The 26,365-nt window shown below is 63.3% G+C and carries 21 protein-coding genes; 8 read left to right on the top strand and 13 right to left on the bottom strand.

What is annotated here, in order from left to right:
- Position 1 precedes the first annotated feature (1 nt).
- Positions 2–499, bottom strand: coding sequence for a DUF2505 domain-containing protein (locus tag CQ020_RS16500; protein WP_105692840.1), 498 nt, complete (start codon positions 497–499; stop codon positions 2–4).
- Between the two features lie 47 nt (positions 500–546).
- Positions 547–2,085, bottom strand: coding sequence for an SDR family oxidoreductase (locus tag CQ020_RS16495; RefSeq protein ID WP_105692839.1), 1,539 nt, complete (start codon positions 2,083–2,085; stop codon positions 547–549).
- Between the two features lie 109 nt (positions 2,086–2,194).
- On the opposite strand from CQ020_RS16495, the gene mfd reads away from it, so the two are divergent.
- A complete protein-coding gene (gene mfd, locus CQ020_RS16490; protein WP_105692838.1) occupies positions 2,195–5,827 on the top strand; it encodes a transcription-repair coupling factor in 3,633 nt (1,210 codons plus the stop codon).
- A 4-nt stretch (positions 5,828–5,831) separates the two neighbouring features.
- Positions 5,832–6,641 carry a metal-dependent hydrolase gene (locus CQ020_RS16485; protein ID WP_105692837.1) on the top strand — a complete coding sequence of 270 codons (810 nt, stop codon included), beginning with the start codon at positions 5,832–5,834 and terminating at the stop codon, positions 6,639–6,641.
- A gap of 117 nt (positions 6,642–6,758) precedes the next feature.
- On the opposite strand, the gene CQ020_RS16480 is transcribed toward CQ020_RS16485, so the two are convergent.
- The 4 genes from CQ020_RS16480 to CQ020_RS16465 form a co-directional block, all read right to left on the bottom strand.
- Positions 6,759–6,986 carry a hypothetical protein gene (locus CQ020_RS16480; protein ID WP_105692836.1) on the bottom strand — a complete coding sequence of 76 codons (228 nt, stop codon included), beginning with the start codon at positions 6,984–6,986 and terminating at the stop codon, positions 6,759–6,761.
- Positions 6,987–7,038: 52 nt separating this feature from the next.
- On the bottom strand, positions 7,039–7,731 hold the full coding sequence (deoC, locus tag CQ020_RS16475) for a deoxyribose-phosphate aldolase (RefSeq protein WP_105692835.1): 693 nt from the start codon (positions 7,729–7,731) through the stop codon (positions 7,039–7,041).
- A gap of 115 nt (positions 7,732–7,846) precedes the next feature.
- Positions 7,847–8,752, bottom strand: a complete 906-nt coding sequence (locus CQ020_RS16470; protein WP_105692834.1) for an FAD-dependent oxidoreductase — start codon at positions 8,750–8,752, stop codon at positions 7,847–7,849.
- 133 nt (positions 8,753–8,885) lie between these two features.
- The gene (locus CQ020_RS16465; protein ID WP_105692833.1) at positions 8,886–9,323 is read right to left on the bottom strand and encodes a hypothetical protein; all 438 of its coding nucleotides are present in this window, start codon (positions 9,321–9,323) and stop codon (positions 8,886–8,888) included.
- A gap of 117 nt (positions 9,324–9,440) precedes the next feature.
- On the opposite strand from CQ020_RS16465, the gene CQ020_RS16460 reads away from it, so the two are divergent.
- Complete coding sequence (locus CQ020_RS16460) at positions 9,441–10,037, top strand: dihydrofolate reductase family protein (RefSeq protein WP_105692832.1); 597 nt, start codon at positions 9,441–9,443, stop codon at positions 10,035–10,037.
- Between the two features lie 69 nt (positions 10,038–10,106).
- Here CQ020_RS16460 and CQ020_RS16455 read toward each other — a convergent pair whose 3' ends face one another.
- Positions 10,107–10,538 (bottom strand): hypothetical protein, encoded by a 432-nt coding sequence (locus tag CQ020_RS16455; RefSeq protein ID WP_105692831.1) that lies wholly within the window; start codon positions 10,536–10,538, stop codon positions 10,107–10,109.
- A 226-nt stretch (positions 10,539–10,764) separates the two neighbouring features.
- Between CQ020_RS16455 and CQ020_RS16450 the strand changes: the two genes are divergently transcribed.
- The 4 genes from CQ020_RS16450 to CQ020_RS16435 all read left to right on the top strand — a co-directional run bounded on the left by CQ020_RS16450 (position 10,765) and on the right by CQ020_RS16435 (position 15,205).
- Positions 10,765–11,148: a LexA family transcriptional regulator gene (locus CQ020_RS16450; protein ID WP_105692830.1), complete on the top strand. Its 384-nt coding sequence runs from the start codon at positions 10,765–10,767 to the stop codon at positions 11,146–11,148.
- Between the two features lie 196 nt (positions 11,149–11,344).
- Positions 11,345–12,706 carry a hemolysin family protein gene (locus CQ020_RS16445; RefSeq protein ID WP_105692829.1) on the top strand — a complete coding sequence of 454 codons (1,362 nt, stop codon included), beginning with the start codon at positions 11,345–11,347 and terminating at the stop codon, positions 12,704–12,706.
- Positions 12,699–13,739 (top strand): hemolysin family protein, encoded by a 1,041-nt coding sequence (locus CQ020_RS16440; protein ID WP_105692828.1) that lies wholly within the window; start codon positions 12,699–12,701, stop codon positions 13,737–13,739. The genes CQ020_RS16445 and CQ020_RS16440 overlap by 8 nt, the downstream gene beginning before the upstream one ends.
- A gap of 167 nt (positions 13,740–13,906) precedes the next feature.
- On the top strand, positions 13,907–15,205 hold the full coding sequence (locus tag CQ020_RS16435; protein ID WP_105692827.1) for a Y-family DNA polymerase: 1,299 nt from the start codon (positions 13,907–13,909) through the stop codon (positions 15,203–15,205).
- Positions 15,206–15,233: 28 nt separating this feature from the next.
- On the opposite strand, the gene CQ020_RS16430 is transcribed toward CQ020_RS16435, so the two are convergent.
- The 3 genes from CQ020_RS16430 to nirB are packed head-to-tail and all read right to left on the bottom strand — an operon-like array spanning position 15,234 to position 20,078.
- Positions 15,234–16,391 carry a uroporphyrinogen-III synthase gene (locus CQ020_RS16430; protein ID WP_105692826.1) on the bottom strand — a complete coding sequence of 386 codons (1,158 nt, stop codon included), beginning with the start codon at positions 16,389–16,391 and terminating at the stop codon, positions 15,234–15,236.
- 12 nt (positions 16,392–16,403) lie between these two features.
- Positions 16,404–17,438, bottom strand: a complete 1,035-nt coding sequence (cobA, locus tag CQ020_RS16425; protein ID WP_105692825.1) for a uroporphyrinogen-III C-methyltransferase — start codon at positions 17,436–17,438, stop codon at positions 16,404–16,406.
- A gap of 9 nt (positions 17,439–17,447) precedes the next feature.
- The gene (nirB, locus tag CQ020_RS16420; protein WP_105692824.1) at positions 17,448–20,078 is read right to left on the bottom strand and encodes a nitrite reductase large subunit NirB; all 2,631 of its coding nucleotides are present in this window, start codon (positions 20,076–20,078) and stop codon (positions 17,448–17,450) included.
- A 282-nt stretch (positions 20,079–20,360) separates the two neighbouring features.
- Between nirB and nirD the strand changes: the two genes are divergently transcribed.
- A complete protein-coding gene (nirD, locus tag CQ020_RS16415; RefSeq protein WP_105692823.1) occupies positions 20,361–20,729 on the top strand; it encodes a nitrite reductase small subunit NirD in 369 nt (122 codons plus the stop codon).
- 5 nt (positions 20,730–20,734) lie between these two features.
- Here nirD and CQ020_RS16410 read toward each other — a convergent pair whose 3' ends face one another.
- The 3 genes from CQ020_RS16410 to CQ020_RS16400 all read right to left on the bottom strand — a co-directional run bounded on the left by CQ020_RS16410 (position 20,735) and on the right by CQ020_RS16400 (position 25,891).
- Positions 20,735–22,480, bottom strand: coding sequence for a phospho-sugar mutase (locus CQ020_RS16410; protein ID WP_105692822.1), 1,746 nt, complete (start codon positions 22,478–22,480; stop codon positions 20,735–20,737).
- 100 nt (positions 22,481–22,580) lie between these two features.
- On the bottom strand, positions 22,581–24,200 hold the full coding sequence (locus tag CQ020_RS16405) for a glycoside hydrolase family 32 protein (RefSeq protein WP_105692821.1): 1,620 nt from the start codon (positions 24,198–24,200) through the stop codon (positions 22,581–22,583).
- Between the two features lie 92 nt (positions 24,201–24,292).
- Positions 24,293–25,891: a glycoside hydrolase family 68 protein gene (locus CQ020_RS16400; protein WP_024820182.1), complete on the bottom strand. Its 1,599-nt coding sequence runs from the start codon at positions 25,889–25,891 to the stop codon at positions 24,293–24,295.
- Between the last annotated feature and the right edge of the window lie 474 nt (positions 25,892–26,365).

Here is a 26,365-nt window from a genome sequence, read left to right as displayed (position 1 = left end):
GCTAGTGGCTTTCGAGCCAGGCCTGCGCCTGCTGCGACTGGATGCCCAGGGCCTTGCCCACCATGGGCTCGGCAGCATCGGCGATCTTGCCACCGAGGAACGGAACCGAGGAGGTGACGTTGCCCTCGAGTTCGATCCGGGTGCTGGCGCCTTCGGCCACGAGGCGCTGGACGGCAGTGACATCGAGCGGAGCGCCGGAGATCTTCAGGGCAATAGTGCTGGACCGTGAGCCGTCGGCAGCCGGGGCTTCCCACTTCTCGGTCTGGGTGACCTTCAGCGTTTCGCCAACAAACTTGCGGGCGATGTCCGGCAGGCGCGTGGTGGGCAGCGTGCGAACCGTGGTGGTGGTGAAAGCGCCGGCGGTGTCGCCGTCAACGGTGAACGATTCCAAGGAGCCGCCCACGTATTCGCTGGTGTGACGCAGGAAATCTTCGTTCACGAAGACTGCGGCTACGCGGTCAACGCTGTGGGGCAGGGTGGTGGATGCACTCAGGGCCATGGGTCCTCCGTGGATGGTTGGGGTGAAGCTTTTTAGCTCCCAACATCCTACGGGGTCTCAGTGGACACCCCTGAACCCTGCTTCCGCTCCACTTCCTGAAGGTCTATCGCAGCCGCCGAAATGTTCCTGGCCATGGACGGGAAAATGAAGCCGTGGAAAGGATAAACGCCCAACCAGTAGAGCCTCCCTGCCAGGCCGCGCGGGAAGAAGATAGCGCGCTGCTTGTAGAGGCTCCCGCTGCCGTCGGGCTCTACCGACAACTCAAGCCAAGCACCTCCGGGGGCCCGCATCTCGGCCCTTAAACGCAAGAGATGCCCGCGGTCGATCGCCTCCACCCGCCACCAGTCCACTACCTCGCCCGTGTTCAGGGTCTTGGGGTGCCTGCGTCCGCGCAAGAGCCCCGCCCCGCCCTGTAGCTTGTCCAACCAACCCCGGACCCGCCACGCAAGCGGCAGGGAGTACCAGCCGTTCTTGCCGCCAATGCCCTCAATGATGGTCCACACATACTCGGGCTTGGCTTCGCTGTGGAAGGTCCGCTCGTCCAGGAAGACCTTGTAGCCGGCCCAATCGGGGTCGCTCGGAAGGGGGTCGGCGTCAATGCCGGCATTCGCCCACGTGGTCTCCACCTGCACGTCCCTTTCCTTGCCGAGTGCCAAAGCGACGGCCCGGCGATAGGGGGTCAGGCCGCCGTCGGGCTGCGGGAAGTAATTGTCGACGTCGTGCTCCCGCGACACTGCGTCGTGCTGCAGCGACTGCACCAAAGGCAGGGACATGGACAACGGAATGGGAGTCACCAAGGCCACCCACAGGCCCGCGAGCTTGGGAGCGGGCACCGGAAGGGCTATGACCAACCGCCGGGGGAGCCCACGCTCCACGGCGTACTGGTTCATCATGTCCTTGTATTTCAGGACGTCCCGGGACCCGATGTCGAAGGAGCGGTTCAGTTTCTCCGGAACCGCAGCGGCAGCCACAAGGTAGTGGAGCACATCACGGACTGCGATGGCTTCAACCCGGTTGTTAACCCAACTGGGTGCGGGCATGACGGGCAGGGTTTCGGCCAGGTGCCGGATCATCTCGAACGACGCCGATCCTGAACCGATCACCACACCGGCTTGGAACACCACGGCGTTCACTGGCGATTCCAGGAACACCCGGCCCACGGTCTCGCGGGATCGCATGTGCGTGGAGAGCTCGGTATTCTCCGGGTGCAGCCCGCCCAGGTAGACGATCCTGTCCACGCCGGCATCCGCCGCGGCACCGGCCACGAGCCTGGCCATGGCCTCTTCCTTGGCCTCGAAACCGCTCCCGGAGGCCATCGAGTGGACCAGGTAGTACAGGACATCGACGCCCTCCAACGCCTCGGTGAGACCTTCGGCATCGGACAGGCTGTTTTCGATGATCTCAACGTCGTCGTGCCAGGGAACATCGGCGATTTTCTGTGGTGTCCGGACCAGGACTTTGACACGGTGACCGGCTTCAAGGAGCCGGGGGACAAGACGCCCGCCGATGTAGCCGGTGGCGCCGGTGACCAGCACTGTCTTGGTCTCCTGCGGGGTATTGGAATGCGTAGCTTCCGAAGGCTGCAAAGGAACTCCTGTGGCTGGGGGTAGAGGTAGGCTGGAACGACCCGGCATTCATCTGAATTTCCGGGCATTTGTGTTGCCCGCCCTTGGACCCACCCTAGGAGTTTCTGCCATGAGCCTCAACGGTCTGCGCCGCGCACTGGCGGAGGACAAGACTTTTGCGCGCGTTCGCACGGAGGCGCAGCGGTCCTTCAACGACCGGAACGCCGACTACCAGATCAGCGCCCCGCAAGGGATGCGCGCGGTGCTGCTGGCCGAAATGGCCGACGCCCTGGCTTCCGCTGATGTGGAAGATGACAGTGCTCCCGTGGTTCTGGCAGTCACCGCAACCGGCCGTGAAGCCGAGGACCTGACCGCGGCGCTCGCCTCCTACCTCCCCGCAGAGTCCGTGGCCACCTTCCCCAGTTGGGAGACGCTCCCGCACGAGCGGCTTTCGCCACGCTCAGACACCGTTGGCCGCCGGCTTTCCGTCCTGCGCCGCCTGACACACCCGGAAAGCTCGACGGCGGCCCCCTTGCGTGTGGTGGTAGCCCCGGTTCGCGCAGTGGTCCAGCCGATTGTGGCGGGCCTGGGTGACTTGGTCCCCGTCACCTTACAGGTGGGGCAGGAACGATCCTTCACGGAAGTTGTCAGGGCGCTGTCCGACGCCGCATATGCCCGCGTTGACATGGTGACGCACCGTGGCGAATTCGCCGTCCGAGGCGGCATCCTTGACGTCTTCCCGCCCACCGAGGACCACCCCATCCGCGTGGAATTCTTCGGTGACGAAGTAGACCAGATGCGCTGGTTCGCTGTGGCCGACCAGCGCTCGCTGTCAGCACCCGGCATCCACCACCCCACTGAACTGCACGCCCCGCCGTGCCGGGAAATCCTCATCACGGCTTCGGTCATGTCCCGTGCGGCCAAGCTCAAGGCAGACATGCCTGCCGCGGCCGACATGCTGGAGAAGATCGCCGGTGGCATCGCCGTTGAAGGCATGGAATCCCTGGCCCCCGTACTGGTGGACGCCATGGTCCCGTTTGTGGACCAGCTCCCCGCCGGCTCGCTTTCGGTGGTCATCGAACCGGAAAAGGTGCGCACACGCGCGCACGATCTCGCAGCCACCAACGAAGAGTTCCTGGAAGCTGCCTGGTCAACTGCGTCCGACGGCGGTGCGGCGCCACTCGACCTCTCCTCCCAGGCCTCCACCGACCTGCATGCTGCCAGTTTCCGTTCACTCACCGACACCCGCTCAGCTGCCTTGGAACATGGCGTGTCCTGGTGGTCCATCACGTCTCTTGCCTCCGATGAGGACCTGGTCCTGGACATCGATGTGCTCAACATGCGTGCCCGTGAACCTCGTGGTTACCAGGGTGACGTGGCTGAGATGCTGGAATTCATTGGCTCCCGCGTGCGTGAGCAGTGGCGTGTAGTTGTGGTGACGGACGGTCCAGGGCCCGCCCAGCGCTTGGCGGAGCTGTTCCACGACGCGGAGATTCCTTGTTCCCGTGTGGATTCCCTGGACGAGGAACCCCAGGCGGGCATCATTGAGGTGACCACCGCCGCCGTCGGACGCGGTTTTGTCCTGGACGGCCTCAAACTTGGCCTGTTGACCGAAGCCGATCTGTTGGGCCGTGCCACGGCCAGTTCCACCAAGGACATGCGGCGCATGCCGTCCAAACGACGCAATGCCGTGGACCCGTTGCAGCTGCACGCGGGCGATTTCGTGGTGCACGAGCAGCACGGTATTGGCCGGTTCGTGGAGCTCATCCAGCGCAAGGTGGCCGGTACGTCCTCCTCTGATGCCGGGCTGCGCGAGTACTTGGTGCTGGAGTACGCGCCGTCCAAGCGTGGCGCACCGGGGGACCGGCTCTTCGTACCAACCGACCAGTTGGACCAGGTGACCCGCTATGTGGGTGGCGACGCGCCTGCGTTGAGCAAGATGGGCGGCGCGGACTGGGCCAGCACCAAGTCCAAAGCACGCAAGGCTGTCAAGGAAATCGCCGGTGAGCTGATCCGGTTGTACTCCGCCCGTATGGCCTCACGGGGTCATGCCTTCGCGCCGGACACTCCTTGGCAGCGCGAGCTTGAGGAAGCCTTCCCGTACGTGGAAACGCCGGACCAGTTGACCACCATCAACGAGGTCAAAGCGGACATGGAGCGGGAGATCCCCATGGACCGTCTGGTCTCCGGCGACGTTGGCTACGGCAAGACAGAGATTGCCGTCCGGGCAGCCTTCAAGGCCGTGCAGGACGGCAAGCAGGTGGCAGTCCTGGTGCCCACCACCTTGCTGGCCCAGCAGCACTATGAAACGTTTACCGAGCGCTTTTCCGGCTTCCCCCTGAGGGTCAAGCCACTGTCCCGCTTCCAGAGCAGCAAGGAAGCCAAGGAAACAGCTGAGGGCGTTAAGAGCGGCGCCGTGGATGTGGTGATCGGCACCCATCGGCTCCTGTCCAAGGACTTCCAGTTCAAGGACCTCGGCCTGGTGATCGTCGATGAGGAGCAGCGCTTCGGTGTGGAGCACAAGGAAGCCCTCAAGAAAATGCGCACCAACGTGGATGTGCTGGCCATGAGTGCGACGCCGATCCCGCGAACCCTGGAAATGTCGCTGACGGGCATCCGCGAAACGTCTACCCTGGCCACGCCGCCGGAGGAACGCCACCCCGTGCTGACCTACGTGGGTCCGTACACCAACAAGCAGACCTCCGCCGCGATCCGCCGTGAACTCATGCGCGAAGGCCAGGTGTTCTTCGTCCACAACCGCGTCTCGTCCATTGAGCGGATCGCCGCGCAGATCCGCGAACTGGTGCCGGAAGCCCGGGTGGAAGTGGCGCACGGACAGATGTCGGAGAGCCGCCTTGAGAAGATCATTGTGGACTTCTGGGAGAAGCGTTTCGACGTCCTCGTCTGCACCACCATCATCGAAACCGGCCTGGATATCTCCAACGCCAACACCTTGATTGTGGATGGGGCGGACAAATATGGCCTCTCGCAGCTCCACCAGCTCCGCGGCCGCGTTGGCCGTGGCCGGGAACGTGCCTACGCCTACTTCCTGTACCCCTCGGAGAAACCCCTGGGCGAAGTGGCGTTGGAGCGCCTGAAAGCCGTGGCAGCCCACAACGAGCTCGGTGCCGGTATGCAGTTGGCCATGAAGGACTTGGAAATCCGTGGTGCGGGCAACCTGCTGGGTGGCGAACAGTCGGGCCACATCCAAGGCGTGGGCTTCGACCTCTACATCCGTCTGGTGGGCGAGGCTGTCGCCGAGTACCGTGGCGAGGCCGAAGAGAAGGCCGCCGAGATGAAAATCGAGCTGCCCGTCAACGCCCACCTGCCGCACGACTACGTACCCGGGGAGAGGTTGCGCCTGGAGGCGTACCGCAAACTGGCGTCCGCCATCACCTACGAGGCCATCGACGAAGTCCTGGCCGAACTCGTGGACCGTTACGGGGAGCCGCCGCTGCCTGCGCAAAACCTCATTGCCGTGGCCCGCTTCCGGGTGGGTGCGCGCGAAGCCGGCCTGTCCGACGTCGCACTCCAAGGCAACTTCATCCGTTTCTCGCCTGCGCAACTGCCGGAGTCCAAAACCATGCGCCTGAACCGCATGTATCCGGGCTCGCAGGTGAAGCCTGCCTTGGACTCGGTGCTGATTCCCAAGCCCAAGACGGCCAGGATCGGTGGACGGGATCTCCAGGACGCCGAGATCCTTCAGTGGGCCAACAACGTCATTGAAGCGATTTTTGCTGATGTACCTGTGAAGGCTGGCTAACTGCATGATGGGAGGACATCACGCCGCGTCGGGAGCCGCGGCGTGGATTGCTATTGCCTCTACGGGCCCGTACGCCCTGGGCTGGTACCCGTTGGACTCCACCGGGATCCTGATCGGCGCCATGGCGACGGCGGGAACTGCTTTGGTGGTGGACTGGGATCACCGGCACAGCACTATCGCCAATTCGCTGCCGCCGCTGTCCAATGTGATTGCGGTGGGGATAGAAAAAGCCAGCGGCGGGCACCGACAGGGGACGCACTCCTTGTTGGGAGCTTCCGCGTTTGTGGTGCTCGCAGCCATGGCTGCCCAGTTTCAGATGGTGACTCCGTTAGGCAAGCTTTCCATCGGCGCCGGGCTGCTGTGTATGTTCATGATCAACCTGGCGGCCAAGGCATTGAACCTGTTCCCGAAGTCAGGCTGGATTACCAACTGGCTGTTCGCGGTGGTGATGGCCGGCCTGGTGACGTGGTTTGCGCCGGATCAATGGGGCTGGTTGCCCTTGTCCATGCTCACCGGGGTAGTGGTGCACATAGTGGGGGACATGATCACAGTTGGCGGGGTGCCACTCCTATGGCCCATTGTCATCAAGCCACCGAAGTTCCTGCGAAAATCTGTGATCCGGGGCATTTGGCGGCCTAATGGCGCGTTCTCCATCCCCTTGCTGGGACGTGCTGGTTCCCGACGTGAGTGGTTGGTTCTGATACCCGTCAGCGGCTACGCCATGGTGGGCATGGGAGCCGCTGCGTGGACGCTGGCGCAACAGCACTGGCCCGGCGTTCTGGCGGCTCTGGGCGGGGTAGTACAACTGCCTTGACGGCAGGTCGAGCCACAAACGAGGTTGAGCCACAAACGAGGTTGAGCCACGACGAGGTTGAGCCACAAAGGAATGGCCCGGGCGTGAGCCCGGGCCATTCAACGTCATCAGCGGAGCTTAGTTCTCGCCGGCAGAGTCAGAGCGGCCAAAAATGGTCTGCGGGATCCAGAACGCCAAGGCGAACAGTCCGAGGCAGACGGCCATCGGCCAAGGGTTATCGAGCGTCAGGAACGACAGGGAGTAAATAGCACCCAGGAAGAGCACGATCATGACAAGGAACAGCACAATGCTGGACGCCAGGCTGTTCTCTTTTTCAATGGGGGCGCTTGTGGCGTTCTTGGACATTCATTCCTCCTCGCCCCGCAGGGCTCAAAAATCTCTGACGGTAGCGGAAGCCTTAGTAGGCCGATGAACCCTGTTCACCTTTGACAATGGCAATTCCGGAACTCGCTCCGATACGTGTTGCACCAGCAGCAATCATAGCCTGTGCATCGGCCAAGGACCGCACTCCACCGGAGGCCTTGACGCCCAGGTCCGGTCCCACGGTCTTGCGCATCAGGGCAACGTCTTCAACAGTGGCACCGCCCCCATTGAATCCGGTGGAGGTCTTGACGAAGTCCGCTCCGGCTTCCACGGATGCTTCGCAGGCGATGACCTTCTGCTCATCGGTCAGCATGGACGTCTCAATAATGACCTTCAAGATGGCCTCACCCGCATGGACCGCCTCTGATACGGCCCTGATGTCATCCACCAGTGCGCCTTTGTCGTTGGCGCGGGCAGAGGCCATGTTGATCACCATGTCGATTTCATCGGCACCGTCCAGCACGGCTCCGCGGGCCTCGAAAGCCTTGACGTCGCTGGGGGTGGCGCCCAGTGGGAACCCGATCACCGAGCACGTGAGCACACCGGAACCCTTGAGGGCCTTGGTGACGGTCTTGACCCACACCGGGTTCACGCAGACTGACTTGAACTTGTACTCAACGGCCTCCGCGCACACCTTGAGGACGTCGGCCTCGCTGGCCTCCGGCTTCAACAGTGTGTGGTCAATGTAGGAGGCGATATTTGCAGGGGCGACGGCTTCGTTGCTCATGGAATCCTTCCGTGCAGGGCGTGGCCGGCCCGGTGGCCGCAGGGTTGTCACTGCCCGTCAAAGGACCATCTTGCCACATGCGACGGGGGCCTCTCCGGCCTCCGCCAGCACCAGCTCAGGCGGCCAGCAGCGCCTGCTGATCCTGTTTCCCTGCACTGAGGAGCAACCCCGAGGCGCACAACATTGCAGAGGACTCGGCGGAGAGAAGCAGGCCCAGGCGAAGGCCGTCGCAGGATGCGGCATCGCCCACCGCCCAGATTCCCGGGACCGAGGTGGCGAGGTCGCGCCCCACTGCAATACCGCCGTCGGGAGCTGTTGTAAGGCCGGCGCTTTCGGCGAGGTCGTTGCGGGCAGTGCGTTCCTCGGCCAGGACCACCAGATCGCCCTTCATGCTGCTGCCATCTTCGAAGAGGATGCCGGTTGCCGGCAGCGTGGAACCTTGAGTGTCGGTGTCAGTGCCGGTGCCGGTGCCGGTTCCGGGGAAGGGCACGACGGCGGTGGGGCGGAGAGTTGTGCGGACGGGGCGGACTCCGCGGGCCCGCAATACGGCCTCAGCCTGGCCCGCTGCAGGACCGTTTCCAACCAGGATTCCCAGAGGACGGCGGCCCACCAAACGGGTGAGGTCCTTGACCGCTTCGCCAATGTTGGCAGCGTCATCGATGGTGGAGTAGCTCAGGCTCGATTCGGCGCCTGCCACCGGCGGAAGGGCGGGGTCCGAGCCCGTGGCAATGACCAACTGGTCATAGGAGAACTCCATGCCGTCCACTGTGGTGACAATCCTTGCGTCGGCGTCAATGAAGCTGGCCGCCTGCCCGAACCGGACCGAGACCTGGGGGAGTTCAGCGAGTTCCAACAGGGCCTCCGGGCACTCGTCTCGGTTGCTGAGAACAGTGATGGTTCCGTGGAAAACGCGCTGCCTGGAGTCGGAGCCTCCGGCAAGTCGCCGCACCAAAGCCTGGGCCGCTGGACCTGCGCCTGCAATGACGATGTGGAGGGAAGGTGCGGACGGGATGGCGGACATGTTTGGCCCTTTCGCTCATATGACCTGCTGTTGATCATTAGCGTAGGGGGCCGGTTTTTCGCGGGTGTTTCGCCGCTGTTGCCATCTATGGCCGATCCGTAGCATGGTGTTTACCGGCCGGTAATAACGTGGATCACATGTGGGTCCCGCGGATCCGGGTGTACACCATGTCGAAGTCGTGCTCCAGCGGTCCGCCGGAATAGCTTCCCCGCTCCAGGCGGGCATTGATGGTGTTGCCGTCCGCGCTGAAGCGGCCCACGAATCGCTGTGGCCAGTCCGGGCCGTCCCGGAACATCATCCAGACGTTGTCCCTCAGCGTCACGTCGTATATTCGGGCGACACCGCGTGAATCGAAGTAGTGCTGCTGCAGGGCGCCATCGGATCCCGTAGCACCGATGATGCTGATCGAGTCCGGGTACTCCGGTTTTTGAACCGTGGAGCGCTGGATCAGGAAGCCGCCGCTCTCCAACCACTCGAAGGTTGTCCGGCCTCTCACGCCCCGCTCCGGGACGGTGGTTTCCCACTCGCCGATCAGGATGTTCAGTTGCTCCAGGTTCGAAGGTCGTGTCATGGGATCCTCCTGAAGGTCCGGGCAGGTGCCCGAAGACATAGCCACAGTGTCCGCCCTGCTGTGGCCTTTTTCCAGAGTCTCAGCGTGCCGCCGGGGCGGCGGTGGCATGATGAGCGCATGAGCCAAGTCACATGTGATCTGACAGTTTCCCTGGACGGATTTGTTGCCGGCCCCCATCAAAGCCTGCAGCAGCCTCTGGGGGAGCGGGGCGAAACCCTGCACCGCTGGCAGTTCGAGGAGCGGGAAGCCAACGCCGCCCAAGTGGAGGGGATCCTCGCGGCAGGGGCTTTCATCATGGGCCGGAATATGTTCGCCGGACCGGGCCCCGGGCCTTGGGACGCTGACTGGCGTGGCTGGTGGGATGAGGAGCCGCCCTACCGCGCGCCGGTGTATGTGCTCACCCGCCATGTACGTGAGCCTCTGGAAATGCAGGGCGGCACGACGTTCCACTTCATCAATGACGGCATCGAAGCTGCCTTGTCCCAGGCGCAAGCAGCTGCGGGGGCCAAGGACGTCGCAATCGCTGGCGGGGCGTCGACTGCCCGCCAGTTCCTGTCGGCCGGGTTGATCGACGAATTACGCCTTCACATAGCGCCCATCATCCTGGGCGGTGGCGAGCGCCTGCTCGACGGCGTGGAGAACCTGCGCCTTGAACCCACCGCCGTCAGTGGCACCGGGCTGGTCACGCACGTGACGTACAGGGTGATCCGCTAGAAGGCAGGATGCCACGGGATCTGAAGAACGGACGGCTACAGCCGGCCGGGTGCGAAGCCTGCACAGCAATCATCGCTGGCGCGTGACTCGAAGGGTCTCGCGGAACTCCGCTGGCACCGTGATTTCGCCCTTCGGAGCGGCAACTGTCACGCCCTTCTTGGTCACGCTGGTGACTTTATAACCCAGTTGCTGTGCCTGCTCCACAATGGGGCGAGATGCAGCCCTGTTGCGGAAGATGCCGACGAGCACGCTGGCGAGCAATGCGAGGGTCAGCAGTCCGGGAACCATGATGGCGAGGACCGGGCCGATGAGTCCGGTCAGGTACAGGGCCGGACCGAGAAACCAGAGGGCCACCGAGGAGAACATGAACGCGAGTACCGATTTCTCGGAGCGTGCATGGGCGGACTGCGCGCGGGCCAACTCATCCGGGTAGCGTTTCTTGAAAATGCGGGTGATGTCGGCACTGAGCGCTCCGGCTAGATCCTTGCTCCTGGCGGTCATGACTCTCCAATACGGGATGCAGAGTCCGGCCACGGCAGCAATGAGCGCCGGCGCCGGTGGTTCTGTATTTGTTCCTGCCCGGAAGCCCTCGCTTGGCCTTCCCCCACGGGGAGTCTACGCGATGTCCGCCCTGACCTGTACACTAAATTATCGAACATATATTCGAATAAAGGTGTGTTGTGGGCGTGATAGTCGGCCCCGCGTGATAGATGCGGGCTTTTCCCTGATGTCGGTACTGCTGGCTCCTCTTCCGGTGGCGGCAGGGTATCCCTCGCCTGCGCAGGACTATTTTGATGGCCGGATTGACCTCAATGAGCACCTGATCAAGGATGTCACCAGCACGTTCGTGGTGAGGGTGACCGGTCAATCCATGGAGGGCGCCGGGATCAGTGACGGGGATGAGTTGATCGTTAACCGGGCGCTGGAGCCTAAGGATGGGTCCGTCGTCGTTGCCGTCCTTGACGGTGAGTTGACCATCAAAAGGCTCCGCGTCACGCCGTCGGGAGTGGTCTTGCAGGCGGACAATCCCAAGTATCCGGACATTCGGGTGCCTGCGCTGTCCGAGCTAACTATCTGGGGCGTGGCCACAACGTGCCTGCATCACATCTAGTGACTGGCGTCGCCAGGGCGGATTTGGCGTTGAACGTTGCACTGAGCCTCTCTCTTTCGCCTACAGCGCACACACCGCAGGGCGCTTCCTACGCCCCGTAGAATTAAGTGCACTATGGATGACCCTCCTTCACATATGCCCAGGCCCCTCCACCTTCTGACCGGATCACCGGCCACCACGGGAGAGGGGCGCCCGAATGTATGAATGGATCATGCTCGGCATCGGCCTCATCCTGACGGTCGGTACCGGATTCTTCGTCGCTTCCGAGTTCGCGCTGGTCAACCTTGACCGCAATGACCTCGAAGCCCGCCAGGCGCGCGGTGAGAAGCGCCTGGGGCCCACCATCAAGGCCCTCAAGATCACCTCGACGCACCTCTCCGGTGCGCAACTGGGCATCACGCTGACCACCCTGCTCACCGGTTACACCTTCGAGCCGGCCATCAGCTCCATGCTCCGCGGCCCGCTGCTGTCAATTGGACTGCCCGAAGCCGTGGTTCCCGGTATCGGGGCAGTGGCCGGTATCTTCCTTGCCACGATCTTCTCCATGGTCATCGGCGAGCTCGTCCCGAAAAACTTCGCCCTAGCCCTTCCCCTGTCCACGGCCAAAGTCGTCGTACCCTTCCAAGCCTTGTTCACCACAGTGTTCAAGCCGGTGATTCTGCTGTTCAACAACACGGCCAACGGCATCATCCGCTCCTTCGGCATCGAACCCAAAGAAGAGCTCTCCGGCGCCCGCAGCGCCGAAGAACTCAGTTCCCTGGTCCGCCGCTCAGCCTTGGAGGGTTCTCTGGACCTTGACCACGCCGTCCTGCTGCACCGCACCCTGCGGTTCTCGGAGCACTCCGCCGCCGACGTCATGACACCCCGGGTCCGGATGGCAGCAGTGAACGCCGACCACACCGCCGAAGACATCCTGGCCCTGGCCACGGCCACCGGCTACTCCCGGTTCCCCGTGATCGGGGAAGACCGCGATGACGTCCTGGGCGTCCTGCACGTGAAGCAGGCCTTCGCTGTTCCCCTTGAGGACCGCGGCGCCATCACGGCACAGGCTCTCATGATCGAACCCCTGCGAGTCCCCGAATCCATGGGCGTCGATACCTTGCTGGGACTGCTCCGCAAACAAGGCCTGCAGGTCGCCATCGTCTCGGACGAACACGGCGGAACCGCCGGGATCGTTACCCTCGAGGATCTGGTGGAAGAAATCGTCGGCGAACTCGAAGACGAACACGACCGGGCCCGCGTGGGCGTGGTCAGGACCGGCCGGTCCATCACCTTTGATGCTTCCCTGCGCCCCGATGAGCTGCTCGACCGGACAGGAATCGTGGTCCCTGACGGCGAGGAATACGACACGGTGGCTGGCTTCATCACCGACCAGTTGGACCGCCTCCCCGAACTTGGCGACGAGGTCAGCGTCAGCGGCGGAACTTTGCGCGTTGAACGCGTCGTCGGCAGGTACGTGGAACGCCTCCGCTTCACCCCTGACGAAACCGGGGAAGCTCCCAAGAGCGCCCACGACCGGATCGTTGACAACCTCACGCAGGAGCTGACCCATGAGTGAATACCTTCCCGGCATCATCTGGCTCATCGTGCTGCTGGTCGTCAACGCCTTCTTCGTCGGCGCCGAATTCGCCGTCATCTCAGCCCGCCGCTCCCAGATCGAACCCAAAGCCGAGGCCGGCAGCAAAGCCGCGAAAACCACGCTCTGGGCGATGGAACACGCCACCCTCATGCTCGCCACAAGCCAGCTGGGTATCACCGTCTGCTCCCTGGTGATCCTGAACGTCTCCGAACCGGCTATCCATCACTTGCTCGAAATCCCGCTGGGACTGACCTCACTCTCAGGTGAAGCGATCGGCATCATTGCCTTCATCGCGGCGCTGCTGCTGGTCACCTTCCTGCACGTGGTCATCGGTGAAATGGTCCCGAAGAACATCTCCTTCTCCGTTCCCACCCGCGCCGCGCTGATCCTTGCCCCGCCCCTGGTGATGGTCTCCAAGATCGTCAAACCTGTCATCTGGACCCTGAACGGGATCGCGAACTCCATCCTCCGCCTGTTCAAAGTCCAACCGAAGGACGAAGCGACCAGCGCCTACACCCTGGATGAAGTGGCCAACATCGTGGAGCAGTCCACCCGGGACGGGATGCTTAGCGACAACACCGGCGCCCTCACGGCGGCCTTTGAATTCACGGCCAAAAAGGTCGCCGACGTCGAGGTCCCCATCGGAGAGATGGTGCTGCTGCCTGCCGCAGCGACCCCGGCAGACATCCAGTCAGCCGTCGCCGAACACGGCTACTCCCGCTACATCCTCACCAACGACGACGGCGACCCCTCCGGTTACCTGCACCTCAAGGACGTCATGGACCTGACCTCCGGGGAGAAATTCACCACCCCGGTCCCTGCCAAACGTATCCGCCGGCTCGCCTCCGCCTTCAGCGGCAGCGACCTCGAAGACGCGTTGGCGACGATGCGCCGCACCGGTTCACACGTCGCACGGGTCTTCGACGTCGACGGCAACACCACCGGCGTGCTCTTCCTCGAAGACATCATCGAAGAACTCGTCGGCGAAGTCCAAGACGCCACCAGCGCCTGACCACGTGGCTGCATCCCGTCCGCCGGACTTTTCCACATACGGCGGACGGGATGCTTTCTTGTCGGGGCCTCGCAGTACAGTTGAGGTATTCGAATATATGTTCGAATGCACGGCGTGTCCCGCACCTGAATCCGGCCACGCGTGCTATTGCCGAGCCAAGGAGTGGAATGTCCAAGCCAGCACTCATGCATCGGATGCAGGAGATCGCCCACGTGGACATCAACTGCTTCTACGCCTCGGCGGAGCGGGCCTTCAACCCAGCGTTGGAAGGCAAACCGTTGATTGTCCTGTCCAACAACGACGGCTGCGCTGTGACCAGATCGCCGGAGGCTAAGAAGTTGGGGATCGGGCTGGGGGAGCCGTGGTTCAAGCTCGCGCCGCGCGCCAAGGAATGGGGGCTCATCGCACTCTCAAGCAACTACGAACTGTATGGAGACATCAGCTCCCGTGTCATGGAGCTCCTGGCCCGGTACTCAGCATGGCAGGAGGTGTACTCCATTGATGAGGCGTTCCTGGGAGTGAAGGGGCAGCCGGATGACCTGCTGGAATTGGGGCGCACCATCAAGGTTGCCTGCCAACGGCATGTGGGGGTGCCCGTGTGCGTGGGGATCGCGCGCACCAAGACTCTCGCCAAGCTGGCCAATAAGTGGGCCAAGCATAATCCTGCCTTCAACGGTGTGTGCCGTTGGGACTCCATCCCTGAGGCCCAACGCGAAACACTCATGGCGCGGCTCTCCGTGATCGAGATCTGGGGTGTGGCCACCAGGCTCACGAAACGCCTGAATGCGATGGGGATCTTCTCGATCCTGGACCTGATCCGGGCCGACCCCGTGGCGTTGCGGGACAAATTCTCCATCGTCATGATGCGCACCGTCTTGGAACTGCAAGGCACGCCCTGCATCCCCATGGAGGAAGAACGAATCGGGCGGGACCAACTGATCTTCTCCCGCTCCTTCTCCACGCCCATCACGACGGCCGCAGAGTTACGTCAGGTGCTCAGCGTCTACGGTCAGATGGCCAGCGCCAGGCTGGCCAAGCACGGTCTTCAGGCCAAACTGCTGACTGCCTTTGCCGCGACATCGGTCTACAACCCCAACGACAAATCGTTCCCCACGGTCAACGTCAAACTGCCCATGCCCACCTCGGATCCGGTGCTGCTGACCAAGGCTGCACATGCATTGGTCCCCAAAATCCAGGAAGGCGTGAAGTACGCCAAAGCCGGGATCATGGTCACCGACCTCCGCCCCAGCGGCAATCAGAAGCCACTGGAGATCTTCGAGAACCGACACGAGGAGCGTGGGATCGGCCCCCTGCTGGAGCAAGTCAGCAAGCGGTATGGCCGCGGCTCCATCGGCCTGGGCCACGCGGGCATTAAGGGCGGCCCGGACTGGTCCATGAAACGGGACATGCTCAGCCCCCGCTACACCACCAACTGGGACGAACTTCCCCTTGTGAAGGCGGCCTAGCGTGCCCGGGAAAACTGTGGCAGGAAACTTAGGCCCGCAGCCGGTAACCCCGCTTCACCACGGTTTCCACGAGCTTGCCGTCCGGAAGGGACGACCGCAGCCGGCTCACCGTCATGTCCAGGGCGTGCACGGAACCGCGCAAGTCCAACAGGTCAGACAGCGCTTCCCTGGACAGGACAGCCCCACCCGCTCCGAGCAGCGCTCGCAGCAGCAGGAGGGGAGCGGGTGCAAGGTCCACCACCTCGCCGTTGATCCGCAGGCAGCGGCCACGCAGCTCAATCGTGGCGCTCTTGGTCTCCAAGCGGCGCACATGGTTCAGGGACAGGTGCTCCGTCACCAAACGGATCAAGGCACCCATTCGGTAGCGGTCCGGGATCAGAGGGCTCAGCCCGGCGTCCACCAGGGGTTGGGCGGTGACCGGTCCAACAGCGGCAACCGTCACCGGACCCTTGAGTGCTTCGATGAGCTGTCGGTACAGGCCCATTTCGTGGGCGGTGCTCCACATTGCGTCCACGGCGGGTGCGCTGGTGAACGTCAAGACGTCGAGGTTCCCGCCCACTACGGCCTCGATCAGACGCGGCAGTTTGTCTTCGCCGTCGGGCTTGACCCAGCGGTACGGCGTGACGGTCAGGACCGTGGCGCCGGACATGCGGAGCCGTTCAAGTTGCCGGACATCCGTGTACCCGTGCAGCTGCACGGCCACAGTCTTACCGCGCACGCCTTCGGCCAGCAGCATGTCCACCAGGGTTGCGGTGGTTTCGTCACTACTGATTCCGACGTCGGCAAGACCGGCCGCCCGCACAGCACCACGGGCTTTGGGTCCACGGACAAACATGCGGCAGGCAGACAGGGTCTCCAGGAGTTGCTCGCCGATGCCGAAAGAGTCTGCAGCCTCACACCAGCGGCGCATCCCGTACGCCGTGGTGGCGATGCAGATGTCCGGTTTGGCCGCGATGATGGTGCGGGTGTCCTCGATGAGGACCATGTCCTCCTGCACCGGGGCGATCTTCAAAGCAGGGGCGTGCAACACGCTCGCACCGCGGCGCTCCAGTGCCTCGATGAGGTCACGGGAACGGCGGTGCGAGGTGACGCCAATGCGGAATCCGTCCAGTGGCGCGTCTACGGTTTCGGAAACTTCCGGCGCGGCAGCAGCGTCCGGGACTTCGATGGCACGTGCAACAGTCATGTGTTCTTACCTTCAGGCTTCAAGGAGCGAAGCCGCGAGTCGGCTCAGTTCAGCGGATGCTTCGGCATGGTTCCGGTTGGCTTCAGCAACCCGAACCACCTCGCCGATGACCAGTACGGCCGGGTTGCTGCAGCCAGTGGCCGCCGTTTCGATGGTACCGAGGTCAGCGATGGTGGTGCGCTGTCCCGGGCGGTATCCGCGTTCCACCACGGCCATGGGCATCTCTGCAGTCATTCCAGCGCGGCGCAGGCCGGCCGCCAGCTGGGGCAGGGTGCCGATGCCCATGAGGACCACGATCGTCCCGCCCAGGCCGGCAAGGTGGGTGTGTTCCTTCTCCGTCAAAGGGGCGTGGCCGGAGACAACGGTGAACATGTGGCTCACCTCGCGGTGTGTCACGGGGATTCCGGCCGCTGCGGGTACGGAGATGGCACTGGTGACACCGGAAATGACCCTCACCGGGACACCGGCAGCAACACAGGCAGCCACTTCTTCGCCGCCGCGCCCGAACACATACGGATCGCCGCCCTTGAGCCGGACCACGTTCTTGCCCAGCAGTGCAGCTTCCACCATGAGCTTCTCGATGTCCCGCTGAGTCACCTTATGGAGCCCGGGCTGCTTTCCAACGTCCACGAGCTCTGCAGAGGTCAGATCGGCAAGTTCCTGGTAGGGAGCGAGCCGGTCATAAAGCACGACGTCGGCATCCCGCAGGGCGTCCACGGCACCCACGGTGAGCAGTTCCAGGGCTCCCGGCCCTCCACCCACCAGGGTCACATGGCCTTCGGCTCCGGGTGCAGGCTCAAACGCAACGGGAATCCCGGCTTCGCGGCAGCGTTCCACCAGCGGCAGCCAACCGGTCTCGCCGTCGTCCACCACCGCCACCAGGAAGGGCCGCTCGGGCAGCTGGCCGTCGCCCGGCACTCCTTCCGGGGTGCTGAGCCGGTACACCTTGGCGCCGGCTCGCTGGTAGCGGCGGACTGCTTGGCGGGCAGACTTTTCGGATCCCGTGACAAGGACGTCGCGGCCGGTGAGATCAATGGTGAGCTGCATGGTGAACCCCTAGTTTTCTACGCCGACGGTTTCGCTGCGGACCGGGATGGTGGAGGCAATGAGCACGCCACCCTTTTCCTCGTTGGTGGCCGGTCGGATCTGGCCGCGCTCCGGAACGAAGGAAATGGACTCGTCCTTCTGGTTGGGGGCGTTCACGAACGAACGGAAACGGCGGAGGCGCTCCGGGTCCTTCAGGGTCTCGGCCCACTCGTCCTCGTAGGTGTCGATGTGCTTGGCCATGGCTGCCTCAAGCTCTTCTGCGATGCCCAGGGAGTCGTTGACCACTACTTCCTCGACGTGCTTGATGTCGCCGTCGAGCTCTTCCTGCCAGCGTGCGGTGCGCTGGAGGCGGTCAGCGGTGCGGATGTAGTACATGAGGTAGCGGTCGATGTACTTCAGCAGGGTTTCGTCGTCCAGGTCCTTGGCGAGGAGCTTTGCGTGGGCCGGGGTGGCGCCACCATTACCGCCTACGTACAGGTTCCAGCCATCGGCCGTGGCAATCACTCCCACGTCCTTGCCGCGTGCCTCGGCACATTCGCGGGCGCAACCGGAGACACCCATCTTCAGCTTGTGCGGGCTGCGGAGGCCGCGGTACCGAAGCTCCAGGGCAATGGCCATGGCCACCGAATCCTGCACGCCGAACCGGCACCACGTGGAGCCCACACAGGACTTCACCGTGCGGAGGCTCTTTCCGTAGGCTTGGCCGGATTCGAAGCCAGCGTCCACCAGTTCCTTCCAGATGTCCGGCAATTCCTCCAAGCGGGCGCCGAACATATCGATGCGCTGGCCACCGGTGATCTTTGTGTAGAGGTTGTATTTCTCAGCCACGGCCGCAATGACTCCGAGGCCCTTGGGTGTGATCTCACCACCGGCGATGCGGGGGACCACCGAGTAGGTGCCGTCCTTCTGCATGTTCGCCAAAGCGCGGTCGTTAGTGTCCTGCAGCGAGCCACGTCCGGCGTCCAGGACGTAGGCGGAGTGCTGGCTGGCCAGGATGGAGGCGATGGTCGGCTTGCAGATATCGCAGCCCGCGCCCGTGCCGTACTTGGCCATGATCTCTTCAAAGGAGGTCAATTCAAGGACGCGGATAGCGTCGAAGAGTTCCTGGCGGGACAGGCTGATGTGCTCGCAGAGTGCCTTGGAGACCTCGATGCCGGACTTCTTCAGTTCGCCTTCCATCAGCTTCTTGAGCATGGGTACACAGGAACCACACTGAGTGCCGGCGCGGGTGCAACCCTTGAGTTCGCCGAGCTCCTGAACTGGAGCGTTTCCTTCGCAGGAGCCGCAGCCGTTGATGGTGTCGCGGATGGTGCCGGCAGCTACGTTGTTGCAGGAACACAGGATGGCATCGTCAGGAAGCTCGGTCTCAGGAGCCTCCCCACCACCGGCAGCACTCAGGTAGGCGCCCGGTTCTGCAGAGAGTTCGCGGCCCAGGAGCGGACGGAGGCTCATGTAAGGGGAAGCGTCGCCTACGAAGATGCCACCCAGAAGGGTCTTGGCATCATCGGTGGTGACAATCTTCTGGTACACGCCACGAGCGGGATCGGCGTAGACGATCTCCAGGGAATGTTCCGTCCGGGCAAAGGCATCACCGAAGCTGGCAACATCAACGCCGGACAACTTGAGCTTGGTGGCAGTGTCAAAGCCCGGGAACGTTGCTTCGCCGCCGTGCAGGCGATCAGCTACGATCTCGGCCATGGTGTTGGCCGGAGCCACGAGGCCCAGGCACATGCCTTCAAAGTTCGCTACTTCGCCGATGGCCCAGATGCCGTCCACTTCGGTGGCACAGAAATCATTGATGACCACGCCGCCGCGCTGGCCCAGGCTGAAGAGCTGCTCTTCGCCTTCAGCTGCGCGGAAGAGATCGTCGCGGGGCCTGACGCCGATGGCAACGATCACGAGGTCGGCGTCGATGGTGCGGCCGTCAGCCATGAGGACTCCGGTGACATTGCCGTCGTCGTCAGTAACAACCTCGGAGGGGAACACGCCGCCGTGAACTTCGAAGCCCTTGGCCTCGATCAGTCGGCCCAAGGCTTGCCCTGCGCCTTCGTCCAACTGGGTGTTCATGAGCCAGGGTGAGCCGTTGATGACGACCGGGGTAGCACCCAGCTGCTCGGTGCCGGCAGCGGACTCGAGCCCCAGCAGTCCACCACCGATGGTGACAGCGTTAACCTTGCGTCCCAGCTTTTCGGTGAGCCCGGCAATGGCCTTGTTAATGGCCCAAACGTCTTCGAGCGTCCGGTAAACGTGGGTGTGTTCCGCGCCGGGGATAGGGAGACGGGCTGCATCCGAACCCGAGGCGACCACCAGATGGTCGTATTCATACTTGTTGCCTGCAGCCGTGAGGACGCTCTTGGCAACAGCATCGATTTTGACGGCGCGCTCGCCGGTCTTGAGCGTGAGGGCTTCGTGGTCCCACATGGACGCGTCGCCCAGGGTGAGGTCCACGCCGGTTTCCGTCAGGGCCTTGCTCAGCGCCACACGGTCGTAGGGGAGGTGGGCTTCTTCGGTCAGCACCGTAACCTGCCAACCTTCAAGTCCGCGGTTGACCATGGCATCGGCGAAGCGGTGGGCGGCAGGACCGCCGCCGACGACGACGATGCGGCGCAGGTTCTCTGTACTTGAAGTGTGTCCGGTCACTGGTGGCCTTTCGCAGATGTTGCAGACGGATCTGTCGCAACTTGTGGTTCCAGCCTAGGGACGGGCAGTTTCGCTTCAGTTTCCCTTATGTTTCGTGATCTTAACTTCTGCATCACGAAACCATTTCCGGCGGCGTGAGGTCTCTTTTACGCGTTGGACACAAACGCGCACCGCTGTTGAAACACCCCCGTCCTAGCGTGGAGGAGTGGCCGCAAGCGTGGCCAGGTCCGGGGGAGTGACGGTGGAAAATGCCAGCACCCGGACACAGTGAGAGGGGCTGAAATGACCGTAATTCTGGACCGGGCCGAAAACCTGTCCGCCACCGCTACCGCCACCTGGCAGCGTGTTTGCCCGGTGGACGAACTCGAAGTTGCCTGGGGCGAAGCTGCGCTGATCGCCGGACGCCAGGTTGCGCTGTTCCGCACGGCGCCCACCGAGGTCTTTGCTGTGGCCCAGCAGGATCCGGCGACGCTCGCCAATGTGATGGCCCGCGGCATCATCGGCTCCCGTGGAAGCAGGCCCACCATTGCGTCGCCGCTGCACAAAGAGGTCTACGACCTCGAAACCGGTGAATGCTTCACCAACCCGGAGCTCACGCTCGAAGCCTTTGCCACCCGCTTGGTGGATGGCTTCATTGAGGTTGAACTCTAAGAGTCTTACAAACCCAATGCTTCGCGGACGTCCCTGAGAACATCATCCAGGGACGTTCGTGCTGCTTGGCGCGCAGCGGCAAGTTCCGCTGCGGATTCCACCGCTTGGATGACTTCCAGATAGCACTTGAGTTTCGGCTCTGTGCCGCTGGGGCGAATGATGACGCGGCTCTGGTCCCGCGTAAGGTACAGCAGACCGTCCGTTGCAGGCAGGGCTTCGCTTCCCTCGGCAAGATCAGTGAAAACCTCGACGACGGAGCCTCCGAATGCCTCCGGTGGATTGACCCGGAGGCGGTTCATCATGGCGTCCAACAGGCCCAAATCGGCTACGCGGATACTGAGCTGGTCGCTCGCATGCAGTCCGTGTACCAAGTACAGGTCATCAAGGGTGTCAAAGATGGTCTTGCCGTCGGCCTTGGCTGTTGCAGCAAGTTCAGCGATCAGCACTGCCGCTGAAATTCCGTCCTTGTCCCGCACCAGATCCGGCGCCACGCAGTATCCCAAAGCTTCCTCATACCCGTAGGTGAGGCCGGGGACCCGTGAAATCCACTTGAACCCGGTGAGGGTTTCCTCGTGGGCGTAGCCTGCTGCAGCGGCAATCCGGGACAGCAGGCGCGAGGAAACGATCGAGTTGGCGAAGACGCCCGTTTGCGGCTCATCCCCGGCTGCGGCAGCCATGCGTGCCACGACGTGCGCGCCCAGGAGCGCTCCTACTTCGTCTCCGCGGAGCATCCGCCAGGCTCCCGTGGCGGGATCCAGCGCAGCAACCGCAGCGCGATCGGCGTCGGGGTCGTTGGCCACAACAAGGTCGGCGCCCGAGTCGGCTGCAGCCGCAAGGGCCAGGTCCAGGGCGCCGGGTTCTTCCGGGTTGGGGAACGCGACGGTGGGGAAGTCCGGGTCCGGCTCGGCCTGTTCGGCCACCAGAGTGACATCCGTGAAGCCTGCGGCATTCAGGACAGAGACAGCCGTTTCGCCGCCGACACCATGCATGGGGGTCAGGACGATCTTGAGGTCCCGGGCCGGGAAATGTTCCCGATCCACCAAGCCCGCCATGGCGCCTTCATAGTCGGCCGCGATGGAGGTGGGCAGCACGGTCCAGCCGTCCTCTGCCAGCGCGATCGAATCCAACGCACCCACGGCTTCGATTTTGGCAGCGATCTGCACGTCGTACGGCGCGACGATCTGCGAACCGCGTCCGCTCTCGGAAACGGCGTGCCGTCCGAGGTACACCTTGTAACCGTTGTCCTGCGGCGGGTTGTGGCTCGCTGTGACCATCACGCCACCGTCGCAATCCAGTGACCGGACCGCGAAGGCGAGCAACGGCGTCGGAAGTGCTGACGGCATCAGGAAGGTTTCGATGCCTGCTGCCGCAAAGATCGCCGCGGTTTCCTGGGCGAAGATGTCCGAGTTGTAGCGGGCATCGAAGCCGACGACGGCGCGTGGCTGGGTTCCGGGCGCAGCTGCGGCCACCGTCTCGGTGAGGAAAGCGGCGAGGCCTGCCGCCGCCCTGCGGACGACGACGCGGTTCATCCGGTTGGGGCCCGGACCGAGTGCTGCCCGAAGGCCGGCAGTGCCGAACTGCAGGGTGCCGTTGAAGCTGTCGCCCAGTTCCTGCGTTGCTCCCGCATCACCGCCGCGGGCGAGATCGGTCAGCTCAACGAGAGCAGTCGCCGTCGCCGGGTCCGGGTCTTGGGAAGCCCATTGGCGGGCGTCGGTGATCAGCTGTTCAAATGCGGCATCGCTGGATGTCATAGGGACCAAACTATCCTCATTGCGCACGGCAAGGGCAACGCGGGGTCAGATATGGCCCCTAAACAGGGTCGTAATGGGCCATATCTGACCCCGCGTTGCTTCAGAGGGAGTGGGATTGCACGGAAATGATGGTGTCGCCGTCCATGCTGAACGCCGAGGCCCCTACGTTGTCCCAGTCCGGGAAGAAAGTGTCCGAAAGAACTGCAGCTCCATCCCCGGCGAAGACTTCCACCGAGGATGAGTCCAAGAGGATGGTCAGATGGATCTTGCTCCCGGGAGAGGACAGGGCCACTTCATGAAATGGGCTGAACTTCGCGGAGAAGTTGCTGGTTCCGGCCTGTGAACGATCCACCCTGACGGTGCCTGTTTCCTTGGTATAGGAGATGCGCAGCCCAGACTCGGAGTCGGATGAATGGCGGAGGCGAACGCCTGCTTCGCGAGCAGACGTCAGGTCCATGTCCAGCTCGATCAGCTGGGTGCGTCCCTGGAAGTCCGGGCCCAAGTCCTTCGGTGAGGAGCCGACCGTGAGGTTCTTGCTCCTTACCTCACCGAAGCGTTCCAGCGTCTCCCGTGCCACGCCGGCTATGGAGGATCGCAACTCAAACCGCTTCCCACCCTTAACCAAGGTGAGTTCACGGGGAATTGCCATGGAGCCGCGCCACGGTGTGGTGGGCACATCCTGGGCGTAGTCCCAGTTGCCCATCCACCCCAGGAGCACGGGTTTGTCCCCGGGCGCGCCGGAGATGGAGTTCGCGGCGTAGTAGTCGGCTCCGTGGTCCAGCCACTGGGATTCGGTGAGGGGCGCGTCGGGAGCGGCCGCATTCTCGGCCGTAAAGTGGGTGCCGTCGAATTCGCCCACGAAGTACTGCATGCCCGATCCGCCGGCAATGCCGCCGGGGTTGATGCTCAGCAGCATCACCCACTTTTTGGCCGTGGAGTCCGCCACGTCCATGTGGATAAGTTCCGGCACTTCCCAGAGGCCTCCCTGGGCGCCGAGTCCGGAGAAATCACTGAGGTATTCCCAGTGGAGGAGGTCCCGGGACTTGAACATTTTGACTACCTGGGCGTCGGCCACCACGGTTGTCATTACCCAGTAGCGGCCGGGCTCGTACCAGGTAATTTTGGGGTCGCGGAAGTTGTTGTTGGTGGGCGCCAGGTTCAGGACGGGGTTGCCTTGGTACTTTCGCCACGAGGCACCTCCGTCCACGCTGAAGGCAACAGATTGGGCTTGCGAGCCTTGAGGCAGCGCGCCGTTCTTCCCGTAGGCGCTGGTGTACAGGGCCACCATGGGCGGGTTTTCCGCAGAGCCCAGGCCGGAAGCGTTGTTCTTGTCCATCACAATGCAGCCGGAGAAGATCTCTTCTTCCGGATTCGCTTCCAAGGCGACGGGCTGCTGTTCCCAGTGGATCAGATCCTGGCTGGTGGAGTGGCCCCAGGACATGTTGCCCCACGTGTTCCCGTGAGGGTTGTACTGGTAGAAGGCATGGTAGGTGCCGTCGTGATAGACGAGGCCGTTGGGATCATTGAGCCAGTTCTTCTCAGCAGTCAGGTGAGCAGTGGGCCGCCATGGGTCCGAAGGGGAGGGCCGGTGGCCGCCGGGGGCGGGGACCGGCGTCGGGCGTTCCGTCTGAGTGCAGGAAGCGGCGGAGAAGGCGACCACGACGGCGGCACTTGCGGCCAGCATCTGGCGGCGCGAAAGGTGGGGGCTGGGAAAAGTCATGGGGAAGATCCTGGGGGTTGGGGGTGGCAGGGGTGCCGGTCCGCGCGGGACCGGTCACCCCTGCCGTGGCCTGGCGGCCGGGGTGTTGCTGCTTACTTGTAGAGGCCTTCGCCGCCAACTCGGACGTTGGTGGGAAGGTAACCGAACGGGCCAAGGCCGTTCTGGCCGAAGCTGCGGTCCACTTGTGTCACGCCGCCCTGGAAGTTCATCTTCACGGTGGGTGACAGGGAGCCGCCGCGGACGCCGTCCACGTTGTCAATGAACGACTGGACGAGCCCGCCGGGCTGCACATAGTGCGAGTACGCCTGGAACTGCCGGCCGTTCTGACGCGGGTCCGGACCTTCCGGCGCGTTGGCCGGCATGTTCAGGTCCGTGGGGGAGCCCAGGGCCAGGCCGCTGTTGTTGACCGGCTGGTAGTCGGAGCGGACGCCGTTGCCGACGAAGCCGTACACGCCGTCCGGGCCGCGCATTCCATCTGCATACGTGAACTGGTGGCTGATGGTGAACAGGTAGTACTTGTTCTTGCCGTTCTCGTTTTGGATGAAGATCTGCGGACGCTCAGTCTGGTCGTTCACGCAGTTGGCGGAGAGGATCGGCGGCAGGAAGCTCCACTTGGTGAGGTCCTTGTTGTCCGCCACGGCGAGGCCCACGTTGGCAGTCTGATACCAAGAGCCGGTGCTGTTGACCTGGGCCAACGACTCGGCGTTGGGGTCGCCGGGCTGGTAGCCGAGGTCTTCCTGCTTGCACTTGTAGGAGCCACGGGTGCCGCCGGTGTTGCCTTCGAAGACCATGAAGGTTTTGCCCGGATGGGCCGGGTCCGCGAAGGTGTACGGGTCACGGAACGCGAAACCGGGGTTCTGGGCTTTGTTCTGGTACAGCTTTCCATCCGGTTCCAGCAGCTTGGTGTGCTGGAAGCCGTCGAAGGTCACGCCGTCCTTGGTGGCGTGGATGTTGCCCAGTGCCTTGGCGATCGCGGCATCCGGAGCGATCCCGCCGCCGCCCGCATTCCTCTCGGCGACGTCGTAGAACGTGGTTGCCGTGTAGAAGACGTTGATCTTGTTGCCCTGCATGAGGCGCGTGGAACCGGACCATTCGGTGTTGCCGATGGACGTGTTGTCCAGGAACAGGTGCCCGCCGTAGTTCCATTTGTCCTTGGCAGGATCGGCGTTGGTCTTGCGGAAGAAGTAGCCAATCCTGGCGTTCCAGTGGCGCTGGTCGAATCCATAGCCTGCGTGCCGGTCAGCAACCAGGGAGAAGATGACATCCCAGCCCTTGTAGCTGATCTGGTTGGCCTTCTCGTCCGTCAGGGACCATGTGTCCCATACCCAGACGTCGTCGTTCATGGCTGGGAAATCCTTGGGGATTTCCGGCATGGTGACGTCGGGGCTCATGGAGTTCTGTCCAGGGGCAACATTGGGGTTGCTCTGGGCCATGATCTGCTTGGCGTCGGCTCGCGTCCACTTGGACGTGAAGTCTGCCGCGGGATCATATGCCTGCTGCGTGTGGGTGGTTGGCAGCGGGAAGCCGGGCGTGGGTGCCGGCATGGTGCTCGACGGCGGATCGGCCGGCAGGTTGGCCTGCGCGGCAGGCGTCACCAGCAGGATGCTGCCGGCCACGCCGGCCGCTGCTGCGAGGGCTACTGCCTGTCGCAGCCGGCGGCGCGGCCGTTGAGGGGTTAAGTGCGTGTTCATGCTTGCTCTTCTCGCGGAGTGTTGGACTTCGTGGAGTGGGGCGCATGCCCTGACCCCCTGGTGGGGGTCTCTACTCAGGCGTCCATCGATCCGCTCAAGGCGTCATCGAGGGACGCCATTGTTTTTCGAGGTGCGGGGGAGCTTTGCAGCTGTCCACCGCGGTGGCTCCGGCACGTCGACTTACCGGGGCACTCTCCACGCTGACACGTGTTAGGTCTCAGATCAAAGGGCATTGCGCGGGCCTCTTGGGCTACTCGCCAGTACCTGCGCAAGCGCTTACATTGCCAACGTGCGCGCGTGACATTTTTGGGGATGGAGGGTCAAATGTTTCGCCATAAATCAGATTTAACCTGAGAATTCACTGTGTGTTTAGTTCTCGGTCCAGGTTGTTAGCGCGCACCTGTTAAACGGCACTGCGGGGCCACCGGTGATGGTGACCCCGCAGTGCACCGCAGCGCCCCGCAGTGCACCGCA

The sequence above is a fragment of the Arthrobacter sp. MYb23 genome (assembly GCF_002979775.1).
Taxonomy (GTDB): domain Bacteria; phylum Actinomycetota; class Actinomycetes; order Actinomycetales; family Micrococcaceae; genus Arthrobacter.
This window is presented reverse-complemented; position numbering and strand designations above follow the sequence as displayed.